At 60.1% G+C, this 19,162-nt stretch carries 18 protein-coding genes and 1 pseudogene; 10 read left to right on the forward strand and 9 right to left on the reverse strand.

The annotated features are described in order from the left end of the window. Nucleotides 1-20: 20 nt before the first annotated feature. From NW846_RS05795 to NW846_RS05830, 8 genes and pseudogenes are all read right to left on the reverse strand, one after another. The gene (locus NW846_RS05795; RefSeq protein WP_041438899.1) at nt 21-1,193 is read right to left on the reverse strand and encodes an aminotransferase class V-fold PLP-dependent enzyme; all 1,173 of its coding nucleotides are present in this window, start codon (nt 1,191-1,193) and stop codon (nt 21-23) included. A gap of 185 nt (nt 1,194-1,378) precedes the next feature. After that, a pseudogene (locus NW846_RS05800) lies at nt 1,379-3,005 on the reverse strand (peptide chain release factor 3). Between the two features lie 323 nt (nt 3,006-3,328). After that, nucleotides 3,329-3,586: a hypothetical protein gene (locus NW846_RS05805; RefSeq protein ID WP_011429706.1), complete on the reverse strand. Its 258-nt coding sequence runs from the start codon at nt 3,584-3,586 to the stop codon at nt 3,329-3,331. Nucleotides 3,587-3,748: 162 nt separating this feature from the next. Continuing rightward, nucleotides 3,749-4,933 (reverse strand): pyridoxal phosphate-dependent aminotransferase, encoded by a 1,185-nt coding sequence (locus NW846_RS05810; protein ID WP_011429705.1) that lies wholly within the window; start codon nt 4,931-4,933, stop codon nt 3,749-3,751. 43 nt (nt 4,934-4,976) lie between these two features. Further along, on the reverse strand, nt 4,977-5,534 hold the full coding sequence (locus NW846_RS05815; RefSeq protein WP_011429704.1) for a hypothetical protein: 558 nt from the start codon (nt 5,532-5,534) through the stop codon (nt 4,977-4,979). Between the two features lie 82 nt (nt 5,535-5,616). Continuing rightward, entirely contained in the window at nt 5,617-6,255 is a 639-nt protein-coding gene (locus tag NW846_RS05820; RefSeq protein WP_240527718.1) for a DUF2232 domain-containing protein, read from the reverse strand. A 546-nt stretch (nt 6,256-6,801) separates the two neighbouring features. Further along, nucleotides 6,802-7,083 (reverse strand): RNA-binding S4 domain-containing protein, encoded by a 282-nt coding sequence (locus NW846_RS05825; protein WP_011429702.1) that lies wholly within the window; start codon nt 7,081-7,083, stop codon nt 6,802-6,804. A gap of 103 nt (nt 7,084-7,186) precedes the next feature. Next, entirely contained in the window at nt 7,187-8,347 is a 1,161-nt protein-coding gene (locus NW846_RS05830; RefSeq protein ID WP_011429701.1) for a serine hydrolase, read from the reverse strand. A gap of 431 nt (nt 8,348-8,778) precedes the next feature. On the opposite strand from NW846_RS05830, the gene NW846_RS05835 reads away from it, so the two are divergent. From NW846_RS05835 to NW846_RS05860, 6 genes are all read left to right on the forward strand, one after another. After that, nucleotides 8,779-9,111, forward strand: a complete 333-nt coding sequence (locus tag NW846_RS05835; protein ID WP_011429700.1) for a CHRD domain-containing protein — start codon at nt 8,779-8,781, stop codon at nt 9,109-9,111. Nucleotides 9,112-9,472: 361 nt separating this feature from the next. Next, the gene (locus tag NW846_RS05840) at nt 9,473-9,610 is read left to right on the forward strand and encodes a hypothetical protein (RefSeq protein ID WP_041438154.1); all 138 of its coding nucleotides are present in this window, start codon (nt 9,473-9,475) and stop codon (nt 9,608-9,610) included. Nucleotides 9,611-9,696: 86 nt separating this feature from the next. Beyond that, nucleotides 9,697-10,773: an A/G-specific adenine glycosylase gene (gene mutY / locus NW846_RS05845; protein ID WP_414346862.1), complete on the forward strand. Its 1,077-nt coding sequence runs from the start codon at nt 9,697-9,699 to the stop codon at nt 10,771-10,773. A 151-nt stretch (nt 10,774-10,924) separates the two neighbouring features. Next, nucleotides 10,925-11,518: an IS607 family transposase gene (locus tag NW846_RS05850; RefSeq protein WP_414515214.1), complete on the forward strand. Its 594-nt coding sequence runs from the start codon at nt 10,925-10,927 to the stop codon at nt 11,516-11,518. Further along, nucleotides 11,406-12,590: an RNA-guided endonuclease InsQ/TnpB family protein gene (locus NW846_RS05855; RefSeq protein ID WP_414515544.1), complete on the forward strand. Its 1,185-nt coding sequence runs from the start codon at nt 11,406-11,408 to the stop codon at nt 12,588-12,590. The genes NW846_RS05850 and NW846_RS05855 overlap by 113 nt, the downstream gene beginning before the upstream one ends. 32 nt (nt 12,591-12,622) lie before the next feature. Continuing rightward, nucleotides 12,623-12,898: a hypothetical protein gene (locus NW846_RS05860; protein WP_041438897.1), complete on the forward strand. Its 276-nt coding sequence runs from the start codon at nt 12,623-12,625 to the stop codon at nt 12,896-12,898. 57 nt (nt 12,899-12,955) lie between these two features. Here NW846_RS05860 and NW846_RS05865 read toward each other — a convergent pair whose 3' ends face one another. Continuing rightward, a complete protein-coding gene (locus NW846_RS05865; RefSeq protein WP_011429695.1) occupies nt 12,956-13,288 on the reverse strand; it encodes a hypothetical protein in 333 nt (110 codons plus the stop codon). Nucleotides 13,289-13,379: 91 nt separating this feature from the next. On the opposite strand from NW846_RS05865, the gene rnc reads away from it, so the two are divergent. The 4 genes from rnc to NW846_RS05885 all read left to right on the forward strand — a co-directional run bounded on the left by rnc (nt 13,380) and on the right by NW846_RS05885 (nt 18,984). Next, nucleotides 13,380-14,105: a ribonuclease III gene (gene rnc, locus NW846_RS05870; RefSeq protein WP_414347266.1), complete on the forward strand. Its 726-nt coding sequence runs from the start codon at nt 13,380-13,382 to the stop codon at nt 14,103-14,105. A gap of 232 nt (nt 14,106-14,337) precedes the next feature. Further along, the gene (ligA, locus tag NW846_RS05875) at nt 14,338-16,359 is read left to right on the forward strand and encodes an NAD-dependent DNA ligase LigA (protein ID WP_414347269.1); all 2,022 of its coding nucleotides are present in this window, start codon (nt 14,338-14,340) and stop codon (nt 16,357-16,359) included. Between the two features lie 542 nt (nt 16,360-16,901). Further along, nucleotides 16,902-18,248, forward strand: coding sequence for an ATP-dependent protease ATP-binding subunit ClpX (gene clpX / locus NW846_RS05880; protein ID WP_011429692.1), 1,347 nt, complete (start codon nt 16,902-16,904; stop codon nt 18,246-18,248). A gap of 76 nt (nt 18,249-18,324) precedes the next feature. Beyond that, entirely contained in the window at nt 18,325-18,984 is a 660-nt protein-coding gene (locus NW846_RS05885; RefSeq protein ID WP_011429691.1) for a potassium channel family protein, read from the forward strand. Nucleotides 18,985-19,162 lie beyond the last annotated feature (178 nt).

A 19,162-nucleotide genomic window follows, 5' to 3' on the forward strand; every position in this document is an offset into this window, starting at 1 on the left:
GTTGGGGGTGAGGGCGCACATCACTCCGGCAGCCGCTGCAAGGCTAGCGCCAACTGTTCGTACTCAGCCAGGTGGTTGTAGACCTGGGCCGAGATGCGCACCCAAAGCTGCCCGGCAAAGGGAAGGATGGGAACCTCGATGCGGTGCACCTGCCAGAGGTAGTCGTGCAGGCGGCGGGCCCGCTCCGCCAAAGGCAGCTCCGGGATCCACTGTTGCCAGAAGGGTGGCAGGGGCAGGGTGGCCATAAAGCCCAGCATCCGCTCCGGGGCAGGTGGGATCCCTTCCAATTGTTCCAAGAGCACCTGCCGCGCCTGCAGCAGCAGCGTGTGGTTGTGCTGGCGCAGCCTCTCCACCCCCAGCTCCTGGATAAAGGCCAGGGCTGCCGAGATGGCCAGCCAGGCGCTGGGATCGCGGGTGCCCACCCAGTCGAACTCGGCTGTGAACCCTTGCCCGTAGCCGTGGGAGATGGCCAGGGGATGGGTTTGGGCCTGGCGGTGGGGGGCCACCCACAGGAAGGCACAGCCCTTGGGGGCAAACAGCCACTTGTGGGCGTTGCCGGTGTACCAATCGGCTCCTAAGCTTTCCAACTCCAACGGGAGAACCCCCGGCGCATGGGCCCCGTCCACCAAGACTGGGATCCCGCGCTCTCGACAGAGGCCAATCAGCTCCGCCAAGGGGTAGACCAGAGCCGTGGGCGAGGTGAGGTGATCCAGCACCGCCAGCCGAGTCTGGGGGGTGAGAATGGCCGCAAACGCCGCCAAAACCTGCTCCGGCCCCGCAATCGGAAAGGGAACCTGGGCTTCCGCCAGCACCGCCCCCCAGCGTTCACAGACATAGCGCAACGCCTGGCGGACGGCCCCATAGCTGTGGCTGGTGTAGGCGATCTGATCCCCTGGCCGAAACGACAGCGAGCGCAGCACGGCATTGACGCCGCCGGTGGCATTTTCCACAAACACAAGGTTTTCAGGCTCAGCCCCAACAAACTGGGCCAGCTCTGCCGCCGCCGCCCGCAAAGCCCGCGGCAGCTCTTCCCCCATAAACTGTACCGGCTGGGCCTCTAGGCGCTCTTGCCAGGCTCGCTGGGCCTGCAGCACCGTTTTCGGGGTCGCGCCGTAGGAGCCGTGATTCAAAAAAATAGCCTGCGGATCCAGCCCCCACAACGAGCGGTCGCAAAGCGGTTTATCGACTGCCATGGGTTTGCCTTGGAAATAAGACCTGGCAAGCATGACCCAAAAAAGAAGAAAAAGAAATTGCTGGGATCTACAAAAACGAGATTGCCAGGCAGCGAGAAGATGTCAACCCCGATCCCAGACAGCAGCAAAGCTTTGGTCAGGTAGCGGAACTTGCAGGTTCCCGGAGAAGGTTGCTCTGAGTGGCCTTAGGAGCCGTCCTTGGATTCGGGGCCAAGATCCGCGATGGGAGCAATTTTGCTCAGCTTAATTTTGGGGTTGCTGCTGATAAATTGCTGCAAGGTCCACTCGTTTTTAAAGAGGAGAACCGGCCTATCTTGAATGTCTTTGACAATGAGGGTGTTAAACAGCCTGGGGAAATTCTGGAGGACTTCCCAGCCGTTTTCTACCCAGCGGGCCAGGGTGTAGGGCAGCATCTCCAGTCGGGTTTCAACATTGTATTCGTGTTCCAGGCGGTACTGCAGCACCTCAAACTGCAACTGGCCCACTGCCGCCACGATCGGATCCCGTTTCGACTCGTCGAGGGAATACATAATCTGCACCGCCCCTTCTTCCCGCAGCTCCGCCACCCCCTTCTGGAACTGTTTAAACTTGGAGGGGTTGGGATTTTTCAGATAGGCAAATAGCTCCGGCGAAAAGCTGGGGATCCCGGCGTAGCGCAACCTCGGGCCGGTGTAGATGGTATCCCCAATCCTGAAGATGCCGGGGTTGTTGAGGCCGATGACATCGCCAGGATAGGCTTCATCGATGGAGATGCGCTCTTGGGCGAACAATTTTTGGGGATAGGAGAGACGGATGGGGCGATTGAGGCGGGCATGGTTGACCACCATGTCCTTCTCGAACTTACCGGAGCAGATGCGTACAAAAGCAATGCGATCCCGGTGGCGGGGATCCATATTGGCCTGCAGCTTAAAGACAAAGCCGGTGAACTCAGGATGTTCGGGTGGGATCAGCCCTGCCGTGCTCTCGTGGGGCATTGGCGGCAGGGAGTACTCGATAAACGCATTGAGAAACAGCTCCACCCCAAAGTTGGTCATGGCGCTGCCGAAAAAGACGGGGGTTTGCTGGCCAGCATGAACCTGTTTGAGATCCAAGCTGGGCATGAGGCCATCCAATAACTCCAGCTCTTCTTTAAATTGGTAATAGAGATCCTTTTCAATCAGTTCTTCAATTTGCGGATCCCCGAGTTTAACGACGGTATCTTTGACCCGCAGCCGCCCCCCCGAGACTCGCTCAAAGAAGTGAAACTCCTGAGTCCGCCGGTCAAACAAAGCTGTGAAGCGCTCCCCTGAGCCAATCGGCCAGGTTACAGGATAGGGCTTGAGGCCCAGCTCCGTCTCGATTTCGTCCATCAGCTCGAGGGGATCCCGGCTGGGGCGATCCATCTTGTTGATGAAGGTAAAGATCGGCAACTTCCGCAGTTGACAGACTTCAAACAGCTTGCGGGTCTGGGGTTCTAGCCCTTTGCCGGCGTCTTCTAGCATCACAGCGTTATCAGCCGCCGCCAGGGTGCGGTAGGTGTCTTCGCTGAAGTCTTGGTGGCCGGGAGTATCGAGCAAGTTGAGGCGAATGTTGCGGTAGTCAAACTGCAACACAGTCGAGGTAATGGAAATGCCCCGTTGTCTTTCCAGCTCCATCCAGTCGGAGGTAACCCGCTTTTGGGCGCGACGGGCCTTCACCGCCCCTGCTTCTTGAATCGCCCCCCCCGTACAACAGCAGCTTTTCCGTAAGGGTGGTCTTCCCGGCATCGGGGTGGGAAATAATGGCGAAGGTGCGCCGTTGCTGGATAGCTTTGGCCAAATCCACTGCTTTCATAAGAAGTAAGTGCTCCAATCAAAACCCGCTCGTCTCACAGCGCGCTGACGCTATGCGACCCTTAAAAAATAGCGATGGCACTCCCCTTGCTGCCCTGCTGCTGCTTCGCAGACGATGGAGAGCTTTAGCGAGGAGTAGAAAAGAGAGAGGCTGGGATGGCCGTCCGCTAGCGGGGGAGGGAGCACAGGTTGAAAAGCCGGGGAAGAGCACTAACCTACTCTGACCGTAGCACAGGACGTGGTTCTGCCGTTGCCTGGCACTCTAGGACAGAGATCCTTTGGAGCGGAATTCCCACCGAGCGGATCGGGATCAACGGGTCTCGTTCAACAGTTGCTTAGCAGTTGCTCAATGGTGGCGATGGTGAAGTTTTGGCTGACCACCAGCCGTTCCACGCGAATGCGGTGGGCCTGCAGCAGGCACTCTTGTTGCAATGCTTTGGGCAGTTGCTCCCAATGGTCCAGCAGGACTGCCAGCAAGATCTCGCCCGGCAAGAGGGATCCCAGCTTTTCCACACTCTCGGCAGACCATTTGAGGGTAAAGCCAGCGGGCAATTTTTTGGGAGACTTTTGGGTGGGAGCCATCTTAGCGCTCCCTCAGCATCGCCTCGAGGACTTCACGGTAGGCCTGAGCCAAGAGTCTTCTCCTGCCTCTGCCAGGCACCAGCCCCTGCTGTTGGTTTGCTGCGCCACCGTTTTGTAGAGAAGTCTCGGCCAGCCCTTGTCTTCAGCCCTCCTCCTGCCCCCTCAGAGGGAAGACAGGAAGCGGTGCAGCCGTTCCAGTCCTTTTTCAAGCGTGGCGCGGTCGGCGGCATAGGAGAGGCGGATGTAGGACTCTGCCCCGAAGGCCACCCCCGGCACGGCGGCCACGTGATGTTCTTTGAGCAGCCGTTGGCAAAACTCTACCGAACCCAAGCCGGTTTGGCCGATGTTGACAAACACATAAAATGCGCCCTCCGGCTCCGGGAAAGTCACCCCCGGCAAGGTGCGGATCCCTTGCACCATCAGATCCCGTCGCTGCCAGAATTCTTGGCGCATCTTCTCCACCGCTGCCGCCGAGAGGGGGCTGGTGAGAGCCTCCAGGGCGCCGTACTGGGCAAAGGTGCAGACGTTGGAGGTGCTGTGGCTTTGCAGGCTGATGGCCGCCTCGATGATGGGCTTAGGGCCCGCCAAGTAGCCAATCCGCCAGCCGGTCATGGCATAGGCTTTGGCGAAGCCGCTGCTGAGGATCAGTCGCGGCATCAAGTCAGGGCAAAGGGATCCCAGGCTGATGTGGCGGGCTTGGCCGTAAACCAGCTTTTCGTAGATCTCATCGCAGACCACATAGAGATGGGGAACCGAGAGGATCACCTCTGCCAAAGCTGCCAGCTCCTGCCGGTGATAGACAGCGCCGGTGGGGTTGGCCGGCGAGTTGAGGATGAGCAACTTGCTGCGGGGGGTGAGGGCCTGGCGCAGTTGGTCGGCGGTGAGCTTGAACCCCTGGCCCTCTTGCGTCTCCACCCGCACCACCTTGGCCCCGGCCAGAGCCACCATCTCGGGATAGCTAACCCAGTAGGGGACGGGCAGGATCACCTCGTCGCCGGGATCCAGGAGCACCATGGCCAGGTTAAACAGGGTTTGCTTGCCGCCGTTGCTAATCAGGATCTGGTCGGGGCTGTAGTCCAAGCCGTTTTCTCGGCGCAATTTGTCTGCCACCGCCTGGCGCAGGGTGGGGATCCCGGCAGTGGGGCCGTAGCGGGTTTTGCCCTCTTCCAGGGCGCGGATGGCGGCAGCCCGAATGTGCTCAGGGGTGTCGAAGTCCGGCTCGCCAGCGCTCAGGATACAGACATCCAGACCCTCTGCCCGCATGGCCTTGGCCAGAGCCGAAATCGACAGCGTTGCGGAAGGAGAGAGACGAGCAACCCGTTGGGACAAGCCGGCAGCAGACACCATCAGTTGGGGATCTGGGGTAGCAGGTTGGGTTAGTTTTAGGCAGTTAGGCCACCGCTGTCAAGAGGCGGCTGCCATCCACCAGCAGCAGCTTATGACCCTCCCGCTCCGCCAACAGATCCCAAAACTCGCCGGCGACGGCCCCCGGCAAGAACCCTTCCAGACGCAGCTGCAGGGGGGGGAATTGCTTGTTCCCCTGGGGCTTGCGCCGCACCGTCACCCAGATGAAGCCGTCGTGGGGCTCGACGATGCCGCGAATGTTAAAGCCCTCCTCTACATCCTCGGGGGCAGGCAGAAAGGGCTCGTCCAGATCTGGATCTTGCTCCTCCTCCGGCAAGGCCAGGATGCGGATAACGCTCAGGCCCAAAGTGCCGCCCGACCGCGGCTGCGGCTGCACGTAGTACCAGTAGGTGTGGCCGCTCTCGATGCAATAGGTGAAAGGGCGCAGCAGCTCCGCGCGGCCAGGGGTGGCCGGATACTCTACGCCATCGGCGGCAACCAGCGTCGCCTGAGCATAAGTCTGCGGGATCGATTTTAGGGATCCCTTGATCAAGCCCAGGGCGCGGAACTGGTAGGGGTAGGCAGGAGGGGGCAGTGGGTTCATCAGGAACAGGGGTAGAAGCTATGGGGGTAGGGTCTACAAGTTTATCCCATGGCGGTAGTCACCTTAGAGGTATAGGCGGCTGCTAATCCAGCAAAAATTGCACCCACTTCGGCGGCGGCGGCAGCGGACAGCGGAAATGCTCCATCACCAGAGCTGCCACCAAATGCACCGTGAAGACGTAGACCAGGGAGTTAAAGGCGATAAACCCTGCCACCACCACCTGAACCATCCAGGGTTCTGCCACCCAGTACACGCCCAGCCTGGCCAGAGACACATCCAGCAGCCAGTTGGTCAAGCCGGTGAGTTGGATGGTGACGTAAGTCCAGAGGTTTTCCCCCACCAACAGCGAGGAGAGCAGCAACTGGAAAACGAGGCCGAAAGCGCTGAGGGCAGCGCCGCTGGCCACCGAGACATACCAGGAAAGGCGCCGCCGCCATAGGCGGGCACACCAGTAGCCCAGCAGGCCGTAGGGAATGACGTAGAGAATGCTGCGCGTGGGCCCCATCAGCACCGTCAGCAACAGAGCAGAGACCGCCAGCGCCATCGCCCCGGTGCGGGGATCCCAGCGCATCACCGCCAGCGCCACCGGAATGGGGAAAAACAGACGCATAAACGGGGCCAGCGGCGTGTAGCTCAAGATCCAGATCAAAGCAGCAGTGCTGGCTAAGAAAGCTGTCTCCACCACCCTTAGAGCCGGAGAGCGGGGAGGTGGCGGGGGCAAGGGAGGAAAATCCTGCTGCACAGGAGGCTGAGGGGACGCAGGCACAGCGAGAAAAAGAAAAGAAAACTGTTCCCAGCTTAGGTCAGCGGTTGTGGAGTTGGTTGCAGTTGGGGAGCAAGGGCTCGGCTACTTGACCTTGCCGCTCCGCAAGACTTACACAACGCTAAACAAAAACGAACTTTTGTCCAGCGTCGTTGCTTCCTTTCTACTTCCACGACCCATACCTCGTTGGTTGCCCAACCCCCCCTTAGTCCCCCCGTATACGGGGGGATGTAGGGGGGCAGAGGAGTCTTCACAGGCGTAACTTCCCGTCGTTCGCGGCAGCGGGCCGTAGGCCTTGAACACAGTTGGCTGGAAGGGAAGAACCTGTTCACCACAACCAACTGACAGCTCTAGAGCTTGCACTTGTACTCTAGCTGTCGCCGAAACTCATAGAACCCACAGTCAGCAATGCTGCCTACCAACTTGTGGTTCTTGAGCATCCCTGAAACGTAAGGACGCCGTCCCGCTGACGCGAACAGTTTTTCTCAGCAAAACCCTGACTGACTAGAGGCAGACCCGACCTCCCCCTGTGGCAGAGCTCTGGATCCTCTTCCCATCCCAGCCCACCTGCCAAACTTGGCCCGCTACTGCCACCTCATCCCCCAGGCGTAACTTGCGCCCTCGCCGGGTTTCCACCTCGCCGTTGACCCGCACCTGCCCCGCCTGGATGAGCTGCTTGGCCTGCCCGCCGGTGGGCACAACTCCCGTCAGCTTGAGAAATTGATCCAGTTTGATAAGGGGATCCCCTGCTGGAGGAGCTTGGGAAGGGGGAAGAGTCTCGGCCATAACCTCACCGTTCTGGCTTGGATGTTGGCTGATCCAACTTTATTAAGATCCAACTTTTTAATTTTGACGCTGCTGCTCTGCCGGGATGGGCGATCCCCTAGGGCTACGGGCTATCGGCAGCAGCCGAAGCGGTGGGCTCGCCTTCGGCAGACCAAAACTCATAGGCAGCCTGGGAGAGTTTGGCGATTAGCTCTTCGGCTTTGGGATCGTTGGGAGTTTCCCGCTTTACCCACACTGCTGCCACGTAGCGTCGCCCGTTGGGCAAATCGAGTATGCCGGCATCTCCCACCACCGACCTGAGAGTTCCCGTCTTGTGGGCAATGCGCACCTCTTGGCCCAAGTTGGGGCGAAAATAGGAGGGCCGCTGCGTGCGCCAGAGGATGTCCAAAAAGCGGTCGCGGCTGCGGCGGCTGAGCATTCGCCCCTGCTCCACCTGGCTGAGCAGCCAGACCATGTCGCGCGGGCTGCTGGTGTTGGTGCCCTCCAAATCCGGCAGCCACCAGGAAATTTGCGTGTGCTGCAGCCCCCACTGGCGAAACTTTTGGTTGAGGGCTTCCCGACCGCCGAGGCGATCGATGATGAGGTTGGCGGCGAAGTTGTCGCTGATGGTGCTCATGAGGGTAGCTGCCTCCAGAGCAGAGACCCGGGATCCGAGGGGACGGGTCTGCAATACGCCAGCTCCCCCACCCCTGAGGTCTTCTCTCAAAGTCAGCCTCTCGTCCAGCCGCACCTGACCCGTTTCCACTGCCTGCAAAAAAGCCAGGAGAATCGGGATCTTGATGACGCTGGCGGCAGGAAAAACCTGATCCGGCCTCACCCCGGCAAAGGCGCCGCTTTCCACCTCCCAGAACAGGGCTCCTGCTGTCAGGCCCGGCTGATCGGCCAGAGCAGCCAAGCGCTCCTGCAAAGCGGGGATTTCCTGTCCTCTTAACAGGTCTGTGGGCAAGGTGGAGGGGAGCTCCTGCATCGCATCCTGTTCTGGCCGGGCAGGAGTGGTCGATTGCAGCAGTTGCGATAGGCCAGCCATCGTCAGGCCCAACATCAGGCTGAGGCCCAGGCCTCGCAGCAACACCTCCAACAGGGCCGGAGACCGCCTCAGGCGGCGAGGCTGGGCAGCTCGTTGGCGCATCCGGGCAATGGCTCTTTGGCGAGAGAGGCGCAGCGGTTGGGGGCGGGAAGCCAAGAGGGATCCCTCGGCAGCCGGAGCAGGCAGCAAGTGGCGAGAAGGGGAGGCAGCCTGAGTGAAGCGGCGCTGACGACGCACCGGATCCCGAGACCTTTCTCGAGCTAAGCTGCTGCCTTTCCCCTCCCCTGTCCTCGCCATAAGAACGACTGCCCCAACGAAGGTCTTGATGACCGATATCGCGACAATTTTACTGAACTTGCGCCGGCGAGCCCGGTTCAATTAAACCCACAGATCGGCGAACCTGGCCTGGGAAAGTTTGGCGAGGGAGAGCTTTAGAGCTTGGCCATCTCCGGCCCTCCACCCCTCCTGAGTCGGCAGTCGGGCTGCTTCGACCTCTTGGGAAGCCCCTCGAGAAGAAGATCGCGGAGAAACAGGGGCAACTCCTCAGGCAATCGCGACCTTGTTCTCCGAGGGTGAATCCGAAGCTCGGCCTGCTCCGTACTTGAGGTGGCTTGTTCTCCGACCGAGGAGCTTTTTCCATATTGTTGACGCTTTTGCTGGATTCGGCCTTGCGGCCTCGTTTTGTCTTCAAAACTTTTTGGGGCGTCTGCCTAGCTGCTGACTTGTTTCTCAGCGGCTGCGGGAGCAGCAACTCGGCGACCCCTGCGCCGGGAGCTGTAGTCTCTACGGCTACCTTGACCCTATCTCCTGCTGCCGAAGTACCGCCGGTAGCGGTGCCCAGCTCCGCCAGCGGCAGTGCTGTGGTCACTTTAAACCAAACCGCCCGTACCCTATCTGTTGAGCAGGTCTCCAGCTTCTTGGCCGGGGCCTACTACCTCAACATCCATACGCAAGCCAATCCTGCCGGCGAGTTGCGGGCCCAGGTGGTTTTCCCTCGCTAAACCTGAGAGGCGACTTCTCAGCCGCCTAGGCGGCGCGGAGCCCTGGGAGGGCACCTTTTATACCTGCTGGGCCGGGTGGACTGTCTCTTGCAGGGCCCCGCCGTCGGCAGGTTGTCTAAATAGCAGGGAAGTTGGCTGCCCAAGCCTCTGCCTGGGCGGCTCCTGTGCTCTAACTTTTGCGACCAGCGGAGGCGGTAGGGCTTGCCCGACGGGGATCCCTCTTTGGGGGGCGGCTCGGATCCGGGCCAAATTGGCTATCCTAGAGATGAGGGGGTTGGTCGATAACGGAGTTTCCCCATCGCGACACGTATCCCAAGTGAGATCCTCGACACCCCAAAGCCGAAGCTGGTGGGAGGCAACAATGGCTGACTACAACCGCGGCATTATGAGGTTCAAGGGGGCGGATAGCCCAATTGTGGTTCTGATCTCGGCCAGCATTGTGGCGGGGGTGGTCTCCGCCCTGATCTGGTGGGCGTTGCACTTCGCTTACGCGGCTTGAGATCCCAGGTTCCTTCTCGACGGACTGGAAGAGAGTCCGAGGTTGCGGTTGCTGGCGAGCAGTCGCTAGGTTGGAGCAGCGCAGTTTTGCAGCGCCTGCGGCAGTCCTTGCAGCGTTGGTACTGCCAGCAGGGTCGAGATCTGCCCTGGCGACGCACGCGGGATCCCTATGCCATTTGGGTGGCGGAGGTGATGCTGCAACAGACCCAGGTGGCAACCGTGATCCCCTACTTTCAGCGCTGGATGGAGGCTCTGCCCGGGATCCCAGAGTTGGCGACGGCTCCGCAGCAACAAGTGCTGAAACTGTGGGAAGGGCTGGGCTACTACCGGCGGGCGCTGAATCTGCACAGAGCTGCTCAAATCCTGATGCAGGAACACGGGGGCCAGTTTCCCAGGAATCTGGAGCAGGTGCTGGCGCTGCCGGGGATCGGGCGCACCACCGCTGGCGGCATTCTCAGCGCCGCCTTTGACCTGCCCCTGCCGATTTTGGAGGGCAACGTCAAGCGGGTGTTGGCCCGCCTGGTGGCTTTGCCCCAGCCGCCGGCCCGTTGTCTGCCCCTGTTGTGGCGGCTTTCGCAGCAGTTGCTGGATCCCGAGCAGCCGCGCACCTTTAACCAGGCCCTGATGGACTTGGGCGCGACCATCTGCCGGCCCCGGCAGCCTCGCTGTGGCCAATGTCCTTGGCAGGCCGATTGCGCTGCCTACAATCGAGGTCAACAGCAACACCTGCCTATGTCTGAGCCCCGTCCCTCGCGCCCTCACAAACAGATCGCGGTGGCCATCGTTTTGCGAGGGAAAGAGATCCTCATCGATCGGCGGCTGGAAAGCTCCATGCTCAGCGGCCTGTGGGAGTTCCCCGGCGGCAAAATCGAGCCGGGAGAAACCCCTGCGGAGTGTGTGGTGCGGGAGGTGAAAGAAGAAATCGGCATCGACATTGAGGTGGTGGCTCCGCTGGCCACCATCGAACATGCCTACACCCATTTCACCATCACCCTTATTGCTTTTATCTGCCGCTATTTGCGCGGAGAAGCTCAAGCCCTGCAATGCAGCGAAGTGCGCTGGGTCGAGCCGGCGGAGCTGTCGCAATTTCCCTTTCCGGCAGCCAACCAAAAGCTATTTCCCTACCTGTACGCTTGGCTGGAAGCGCGAGGGCATCTCTTATAATCCGCCAAACTGCTTAAATCCCTCCGGCTTTGCTCGCACAAGACATCCGATAGGATGATAGGTGTCCTGCTGAGGTGAGCATGACTCTAGTCAATGATATACTGGACTATACTGAAAATAATGTACAGTATGTTCAGTATAGCTGCTTGGTATGGCTAGGTATGTAAAACCGAGAGAAGCGGCGGATTATTTTGGGGTGTGTCTCCACACCTTGAGGCGATGGGAACAGAAAGGCTGGATCAAAGCAATACGTACTCCATCTGGTAGGGCAAGAAGGTATGACCTCGACAGCTACATCAGAACGCCAAAGAAAGCCAAACGAGTCGTTTTGTACGCCCGAGTCAGCAGTCGAGGGCAAAAGTCAGACTTGGAGAGACAGATTGCAAGACTGGTTAACCTCTATCCTGGAGCCGAAGTGGTCGGAGAGGTTGGCGGCGGTCTCAACTTCAAAAGACCAAAGTTCCTTGCCTTATTGGAACGAGTTCGTGCGGGAGACGTCGGAACAATTGTGGTCGCTCACCGGGATCGACTCTGCCGGTTTGGATTTGAGTTCGTTGAGTGGTACTGCCGTCAATACGGGTGCGAAATCTTGGTTCTCGATGACGATCACCTTTCTCCCCAGCAGGAACTGGTTGAGGATATCCTCACCATCCTGCACTGCTTCAGCAGTCGGCTCTACGGACTCAGAAAATATCGGGCTGCAATCGAGAAAGATACGGATTTATCCGGAGCCAGCGCTGGCTAAAGTCTGGAAGCGGTGGCAAGCGGCGTGCCGGTACTGCTACAACCAAGCGATTGCCTATCAGCGTCAGCATGGTGCCCCAAAAACGGCCAGAAAGCTGCGGCACATCATCCTGCACTCCGACCTGCCCGGGTGGGTGAAGGACGCCCCCTGCCACATCAAGCAGAACGCGGTCGTCGAGGCGTGGTTGGCGTTCCGCCGAAGCAAAGACGCGAGGTTTCGCAGTGTGCGGGACAGGTCGCATACGCTGCAATTCAACGCCGGCAACTTTCGCAATGGGAAGTGGTATCCGAAACTCACCCGAGGTTTGGCGTTCCGCGCATCCGAGGAGATGCCCAGAGAATGGGCACGTGGAACTGAGCTAATGCGGGTGAAAGACAGATGGTATGCCATCTTTCCTGAGCCCGTGAACGAGCAGTGTTCGTTAGCAAAGGGGGTGATCGCACTTGATCCTGGAGTAAGAAGTTTCTTTACAGGGTTTGATGGGGCAGGTTTTGTAAATATTGCCAAGGGAGACTTTGGCAGGATCGTTCGGCTGTGCTACCACCTAGACGATCTGCAATCTAGGCTGAGCAAAGCGCCGAGACCCAAGCGTAGGCGAATGCGGCAAGCGGCGTTTCGTCTGCGGGAGAGAATCAGGAACTTGGTGGACGAGTGCCATCGCAAGGTAGCGGCGTTCCTAACGGATAACTACCGATTGATATTCCTCCCCACTTTCGAGTCAGCCAAGATGGTTGCCAAGGCAGGGAGGAAGTTTGGTAGCAAGACAGCAAGGGCGATGCTCACCTGGGCGCACTATCGGTTCAAGCAGCTCCTGAAGTTTCAAGCCAAGAAGAAAAACGTGGTTGTCGTGGAAGTATCGGAAGCGTACACCAGCAAAACCTGTACCAAGTGCGGGCACATCCACACCAAGTTGGGTGGCGCAAAGGTGTTTAGATGCCCAAAGTGCAACCATAGGCTACCACGAGATTGGCAAGGCGCTCTGGGTGTTATGCTCAGGGCTTTGCGGGATACCGCCATCCTGTTCAGCAGTGGGCAGGATGCTATCGCTGCACCGTTGAGCGATAATGCTTAGCAGTGTTCAGCGTAAATGTATCAGGCACGGATATGCTTGTCACTCTGGAAAAAGCTGGGGAGATTCTTGCCAAAGGATCCCATACGGCGATTACGACAACAGACGGCAAGATCGCGCTGGTGCCAAAAGGAAAAGAGAACCTTAAGCTGACGGCCGCCGAAGCCATTAACTTGATGTTCTACGTCGTCCGCTCTGCCGACCCCCCAGAAGCAGTGATGGCACAACTGCAAGAGGCCGTTGCCAAGGCGCAAGCCCCTGATCCCGCCGAAGAACGCGCCAGAAGATATCGAGAAATCCGCGGAACTTAGCAGAAGCCGGTCGAGTCGGTTGCTCCAGGGCTCTCTGGACTAACTCGAGTTCCAGAATCAGAGGCTGGCAGGGCTGAGGGGAACCAATTTCCCGTCCGTAGTCAACCCCAGCAGCATCGGCTCCTGTGGCTGGATGGCCTGGCCAGTGAGGGCGCAACGCTGGGGCCGCTGAGCCGTGGCGGGGAAACTGGCCTGAATATCCTCGGCGGTGAGGGTGGCAGCCTCTTGAGAGTGGCGCAAGACATAGCCCCAGAGAATTTCGCGGATCAAGGCCTGGTAGCCCTGGCCGCCGGCCAACGCCTTCAGTCGTTGCTTCAGTTCCCGCTCCAGACGAATGCTGGTCACCTCCATCTCGGTGGTGGGAGTGCGAGGGTGGGCGTGGGCATGCATGCAGGGATCCTCTCCAAAGGCTTATACTACTCCTGTAGCACAAGGTGAGCACTGAGAGCATTCTAGGTGTAGAGATTTTGCCGCAGGTTTTATGGTTGAGCCGATCCCACCTCGTCGCCGCGCCTTAGAGCACCTGCTGAACCGGTTGGGGTTCAAGGATCCCGCCTGGCTGGAGCAACTGCGCTGGGATCTGTTGGATCAAGCTTTGATTCACCCTTCTCTGGATGGCCAGCGCAACAACGACCGGCTGGAGTTCTTAGGGGATTCTGTCCTGCGCATTTTGGCCACTGAGTTCTTGTTCCAGTCCTATCCCCACTTGTCGGTGGGAGAGCTGACCGCAGTTCGCTCGGATCTGATCAGCGATGCCCACCTGGCGGAACTGGCGGATCTGCATGGCCTAGAGCGCTACCTTGAGGTGGGAGCCAGCTCCCAAAACGACCTGGCCGGACGGGAGCGGCGCTTAGCCGATGCTTTTGAGGCGGTGTTGGGATCCCTATACCTGAGCTGGGGCATGCACACCCTGGCCCGGCTGCATCCTTGGCTGGATCCCTACTTTCGCCAACGGGTGGAGCAGTGGTTCCAGGATCCCACTCGGCGCAACCCGAAAGCCGCGCTGCAGGAACTGACCCAACGCCTATGGGGCACCTTGCCGGAATATCGTCTGGTGGCTGCCCGGGAACACCCGCCGCACTTCACCATGGAAGTTTGGGGCCACGGCCAATGTTGGGGCCGCGGCGAGGGGCGCTCCAAAAAGGCGGCAGAAATGGCCGCTGCGGCCCAAGCCTACGGGCACTTGCAGTCGCAGGAAATAAGGTAGGCGCCACTACGAGGCGCTCCATGGGTGGCAACCGCTGTGGTAGCCGGCCTCTGCTTCCGGCACCGCCAGCCCGCTTCTACGGGGAGTTCTCGCCTCATCTCGCCTGCAGCTGCAAGCTGGGATCTGCATTGCCCAGCTTTTTGGGGGTTAGGCTGACAAGGGGGCAGAGCAGCGGCAGCCTGAGAGAGATGAGAGCGTTGAACCTAAGCTAGACCTAGCCAACAACAAGAGTATGGATCCAAAATTGGAACAGCGCGCCCGCGAGCTGCGCGCTCTGCTGCAGAAGGCCAGCATTGCCTACTACGTCCACGATGCCCCCATTCTGGAAGACAGCGTTTACGACCGCCTCTACCGCGAGCTGCAGGAGCTGGAGCGGGCCTACCCCGAGCTCATCACCCCCGACAGCCCCACCCAGCGGGTAGGGGAAAAGCCCGCCGAGCAGTTCCCCACCGTTTCCCACCGCATCCCCCTCTACAGTCTGGAAAACGCCTTCAACCTGGAAGAGCTAAAGGAATGGCAAGAGCGCCTGTGGCGGGTTCTGGGGCGCACCCCTGAGGAAGGGGAGCTGGAATATGTGTGCGAGCTGAAAATTGACGGCGCTGCCCTGGCTCTTACCTATGTGGATGGGCTGCTGCAGCGGGGGGCCACCCGCGGCGATGGACAGTCAGGTGAGGACATTACCCCCAATATCCGCGCCATCCCTTCTATTCCCCTGCGCTTGGCAACCGCCGCTCCCCCGCCGGTCCTGGAGGTGCGAGGAGAGGCCTATCTCCCCATTGCTGAGTTCGAGCGCATCAACCGGGAGCGATGCTCCGCCGGGGATCCCCCCTTTGCCAACCCGCGCAACTGCGCCGCCGGCACCTTGCGCCAGTTGGATAGCCGCGTGGTTGCCGCCCGCAAGCTCAGCTTCTTCGCCTATGCCCTCCACTGGCCGGAGGGGTGGCCAAGCGGGGATCCCCCCCAAACCCAGTGGGAGTGTCTGCAGCGGCTAAAAGACCTGGGATTGCCCGTCAATCCTCTGTCCCAGGTGTGCCGGGGCCTCGAGGAGGTGGTCCAGTTCTACGAGCGGTGGCGGCAGGCCCAGCTTCCCTATGCCTGTGACGGTGTGGTAGTGAAGCTCAACTCCCTGCGGCTGCAAGAGGAGGCCGGCTTTACGCAAAAATTCCCCCGCTGGGCCATTGCCCTCAAATACCCTGCCCAGGAAGTCCCCACCCGCATTCGCGCCATCGTGGCCAGCGTAGGCCGCACCGGAGCCGTCACGCCGGTGGCGGAGCTGGAGCCGGTTCTTCTGGCGGGCACCACCGTCAGCCGCGCCAGCCTGCACAATGCCGATCGCCTGGAAGAGCTGGATGTCCACATCGGCGACACCGCCATCGTGCGCAAGGCCGGGGAGATCATCCCTGAGGTGGTGGGGATCCTCAAGGAGCTGCGCCCCCCCGATGCCGTTCCCTACCGCCTGCCCAGCCACTGTCCCGAGTGCGGCACCCTTTTGGTTCGCCCTGCCGGCGAGGCGATAACCCGCTGCCCCAACCCAGCTTGTCCGGCCAAGATCAGGGGGCAACTGCAGCACTGGGCCAGCCGCGACGCCATGGATATCGAGGGCCTGGGGGAAAAGCGGGTGGCCCAGTTAGTAGAAAAGCTGGGGGTGCGCACCGTGGCCGATCTCTACCGCCTCACCCCGGAACACTTGGAGAGCCTGGAGGGGATGGGATCCCGTTCCAGCCAGAAGCTGGTGCAGGCCATCCAGCGCTCCCGTCAACAGCCCTGGGAGCGCGTGCTCTACGGGCTGGGGATCCCCCATGTGGGGGTGGTGACCGCCCAGATTTTGGCCCAGCATTTCCCCGCCCCAGAACTCTTGGCCCAGGCCAGGGCTGAAGACATCGCCCAAATCTACGGGATAGGGGTGGAAATTGCCGAGGCGGTGGTGGCCTGGTTTGCCGATCCCGCCCACCAGAAGTTGCTGCAGGAGCTGCGGGAGCTGGGGATCCCTGCCCTGCCCCGGCAAGCGGCCCCTGCCGTCTCCCAGGTTCTGGCTGGGAAGAAGTTTGTCATCACCGGCACCCTGCCTACTCTCTCCCGCCAGCAGGCCAAGGCTTGGATTGAAAGCCGCGGCGGCAAAGTGACCGCCAGCGTCAGCCGCCAAACCGACTATGTGGTGGTAGGGTCGGATCCCGGCTCCAAACTCAAGCAGGCCCAGGCTTTGGGGATCCCTCTCCTGAGCGAGGCGGAGCTGCTGGCGTTGGATCCGAAGTGATCTCCATCCTTGACGAGAAAAAATTTGGGAAGGCCGGCTTGTCCTCGCCCTGGCGATGGTTTATCATACAATTCTGTGAGGAGTGGACGCCAGAGGGGGAAGAGGACGAAACACGGACAGTCCCTTCCCCTTTTTGGTGCTCAAGATCTACCCTGGTTCCGCTCCAGAGGGTATCCAACCGAACCAAAAAGCCCACTTGCTTCCGACGACCGTCTTTGCCAGAGTTAGGAACATTCCACTATCATGAGAGTAGCGGAGACGCATGTTTCCGTTCACTCCTCACACCATCCGCCGCTCGACGTCGAGTCGGGCGGTTTTCTTATCAACTTTCTATCCAATCGCCGCAGAGCTATCCTCTACAGCCGGCTTAGGAAGCCCACAAGCTGGAAGGAAGTGCTAGACTAGTAGGTTAGTAAGTTCTGTCCCTTCAGTATTCCTACGCCTCTGCGGCCGCGCCCCACGTTTAAGCAGCACCAGAGCGTCCTGTCTTTCCTGGAATTCGCCGAACACAATAGCCAAGAGCAAACAGCAACGAGGATCCCATGGCCAAGCATGACTCCCACCTGAGATGCTCCTTCTGTAATAAGTCCCAGGATCAAGTGCGTAAGTTGATTGCGGGGCCGGGGGTCTACATCTGCGACGAGTGTGTGGAGCTGTGCAACGAGATTTTGGAGGAGGAACTCTACGACGGCAATACCCCACCTGCCACAGCCCCTGCTGCCAGCCGTCGCGAAACCCCTAGAAAATCCTCTCGCAGCTTGCCTTCTCTGGCACAGTTGCCTAAGCCGCGCGAGATCATGCGCTACCTTGACCAGTACGTGATTGGCCAAGAGAAGGCCAAGAAGGTTCTGTCGGTGGCGGTTTACAACCACTACAAGCGGCTGGCTGCTAAGGCCAACCCCAACAGCCTCGGAGCTGCGGAGCTGGATGAGGTGGAACTGCAAAAGTCCAACATTTTGGTCATTGGCCCCACCGGCTCCGGCAAAACCCTGCTGGCCGAAACCCTGGCCCGCATGTTGGATGTGCCCTTTGCCGTTGCCGATGCCACTACCCTCACCGAAGCCGGCTACGTCGGCGAAGATGTGGAAAACATCCTGTTGCGCCTGCTGCAGGTGGCGGACATGGATGTGGAAGAAGCCCAGCGCGGCATCATCTACATCGACGAAATCGACAAAATTGCCCGCAAGAGCGAAAACCCTTCCATTACCCGCGACGTTTCCGGCGAAGGGGTGCAGCAGGCTTTGTTGAAGATGCTGGAGGGAACTATTGCCAACGTGCCTCCGCAGGGAGGGCGCAAGCACCCCTACCAAGACTGCATTCAAATCGACACTTCCAACATTCTCTTCATCTGTGGGGGCGCTTTTGTCGGCCTGGAGAAGGTGATCGAGCAGCGCATTGGCAAAAAGTCGATGGGCTTTATCAAGCCAGGGGAGCAGCTAGCAGTTACCCGTGAGCAACGCCTGGCCGATGCCCTCAAGGCGCTGGAGCCGGAGGATTTGATCAAGTACGGCATGATCCCAGAATTCATAGGGCGGCTGCCGGTGGTGGCTACCCTGGATCCCCTGGACGAGAAGGCCCTCGAGGCCATCTTGACGCAGCCTAAAAATGCCATCCTCAAGCAGGCCCAGAAGCTGTTGCGCATGGACGGGGTGGAGCTAGAGTTCGAGCCGGCTGCCATTTCTGCCATTGCCAAGGAAGCCTACCGTCGCAAAACGGGGGCGCGGGCGCTGCGGGCCATTGTGGAAGAGCTAATGCTGGACGTGATGTACGAGGTTCCCTCTCGCCGGGATATCAAATACGTGCGCATCACGGCCGAGATGGTGGAGCGCCGTTCCACGCACGAGCTGATCCCTCACCCTTCCACCCTGCCTAAACCTGAGTCTGCCTAGGGTCACAGCCCTGCTGGATCCCGCTGCGTCGGCATATGATCAGTGTTTGGTCTTGCAAGGAAGGGCAAGGGGGCGCATGGGGCGGGCGGATCGCGAGTATGCGGTGATCGGTCTGGGACGCTTCGGCACGAGCTTGGCCCTCACGCTGATGGAGCGAGGGCACAATGTTTTGGGGATCGACCGCAGCCGGGAGATTGTGCAGCGTCTGGCGGATCAGCTAACGCAGGTGGTGGCGCTGGATTCCAGCGATGAGGATGCCCTGCGGGCGGTGGATATTCTCTCCTTCGACACCGTGGTGGTGGCCATCGGCAGCGATTTCGAGAGCAATCTGTTGACGACGGTGGCCCTCAAGAGTTTGGGGGTGCGCAACGTGGTTTGCAAGGCTTCGACAGAGCGGCAACGCTCGATTCTCTTGCGGGTGGGAGCGGATCGGGTGGTGTTGCCGGAGCAGGAGGCGGGGCGACGTTTGGCTCAGGTGCTGACGGCACCAGGGATCCTAGATCAATTGGAGCTGGAGCCGGGTTACAGCATCACCGAGCTGGAGGTGCCGGAGGCGCTGGTGGGCCATACGCTGGCGGAGTCGGACTTGCGTCGCCGCTTCGGCATCACAGTTTTGGTGGTGAAGCGAAAACAATCGTTGGTGGTTTCTCCCCCGGCAGATTACCTGCTGGAGAAGGGGGATCTGCTGGTGGTGCTGGGGGCCAATACCAACATCTCGCGGCTGAACGAGATGTAACGGGGGATCCGATGAGAGAGGGCTGCGTCCCGCCGCCGCAACCCGAGGGGGCTGAGGGATGGGTGTCTCCCCGATCTTCAGGAACCCCTCGCCCGACGCTGCCTCAGTCCTCTTGGATCCCGGCCAGTCGCTTACACCGGCTCTTTTTTGGGGACAGGCGTCGCCCGCTGCCGCCGCC

The organism is Synechococcus sp. W60.3, assembly GCF_047502615.1.
In the GTDB taxonomy this organism is placed as follows: Bacteria; Cyanobacteriota; Cyanobacteriia; order Thermostichales; family Thermostichaceae; genus Thermostichus.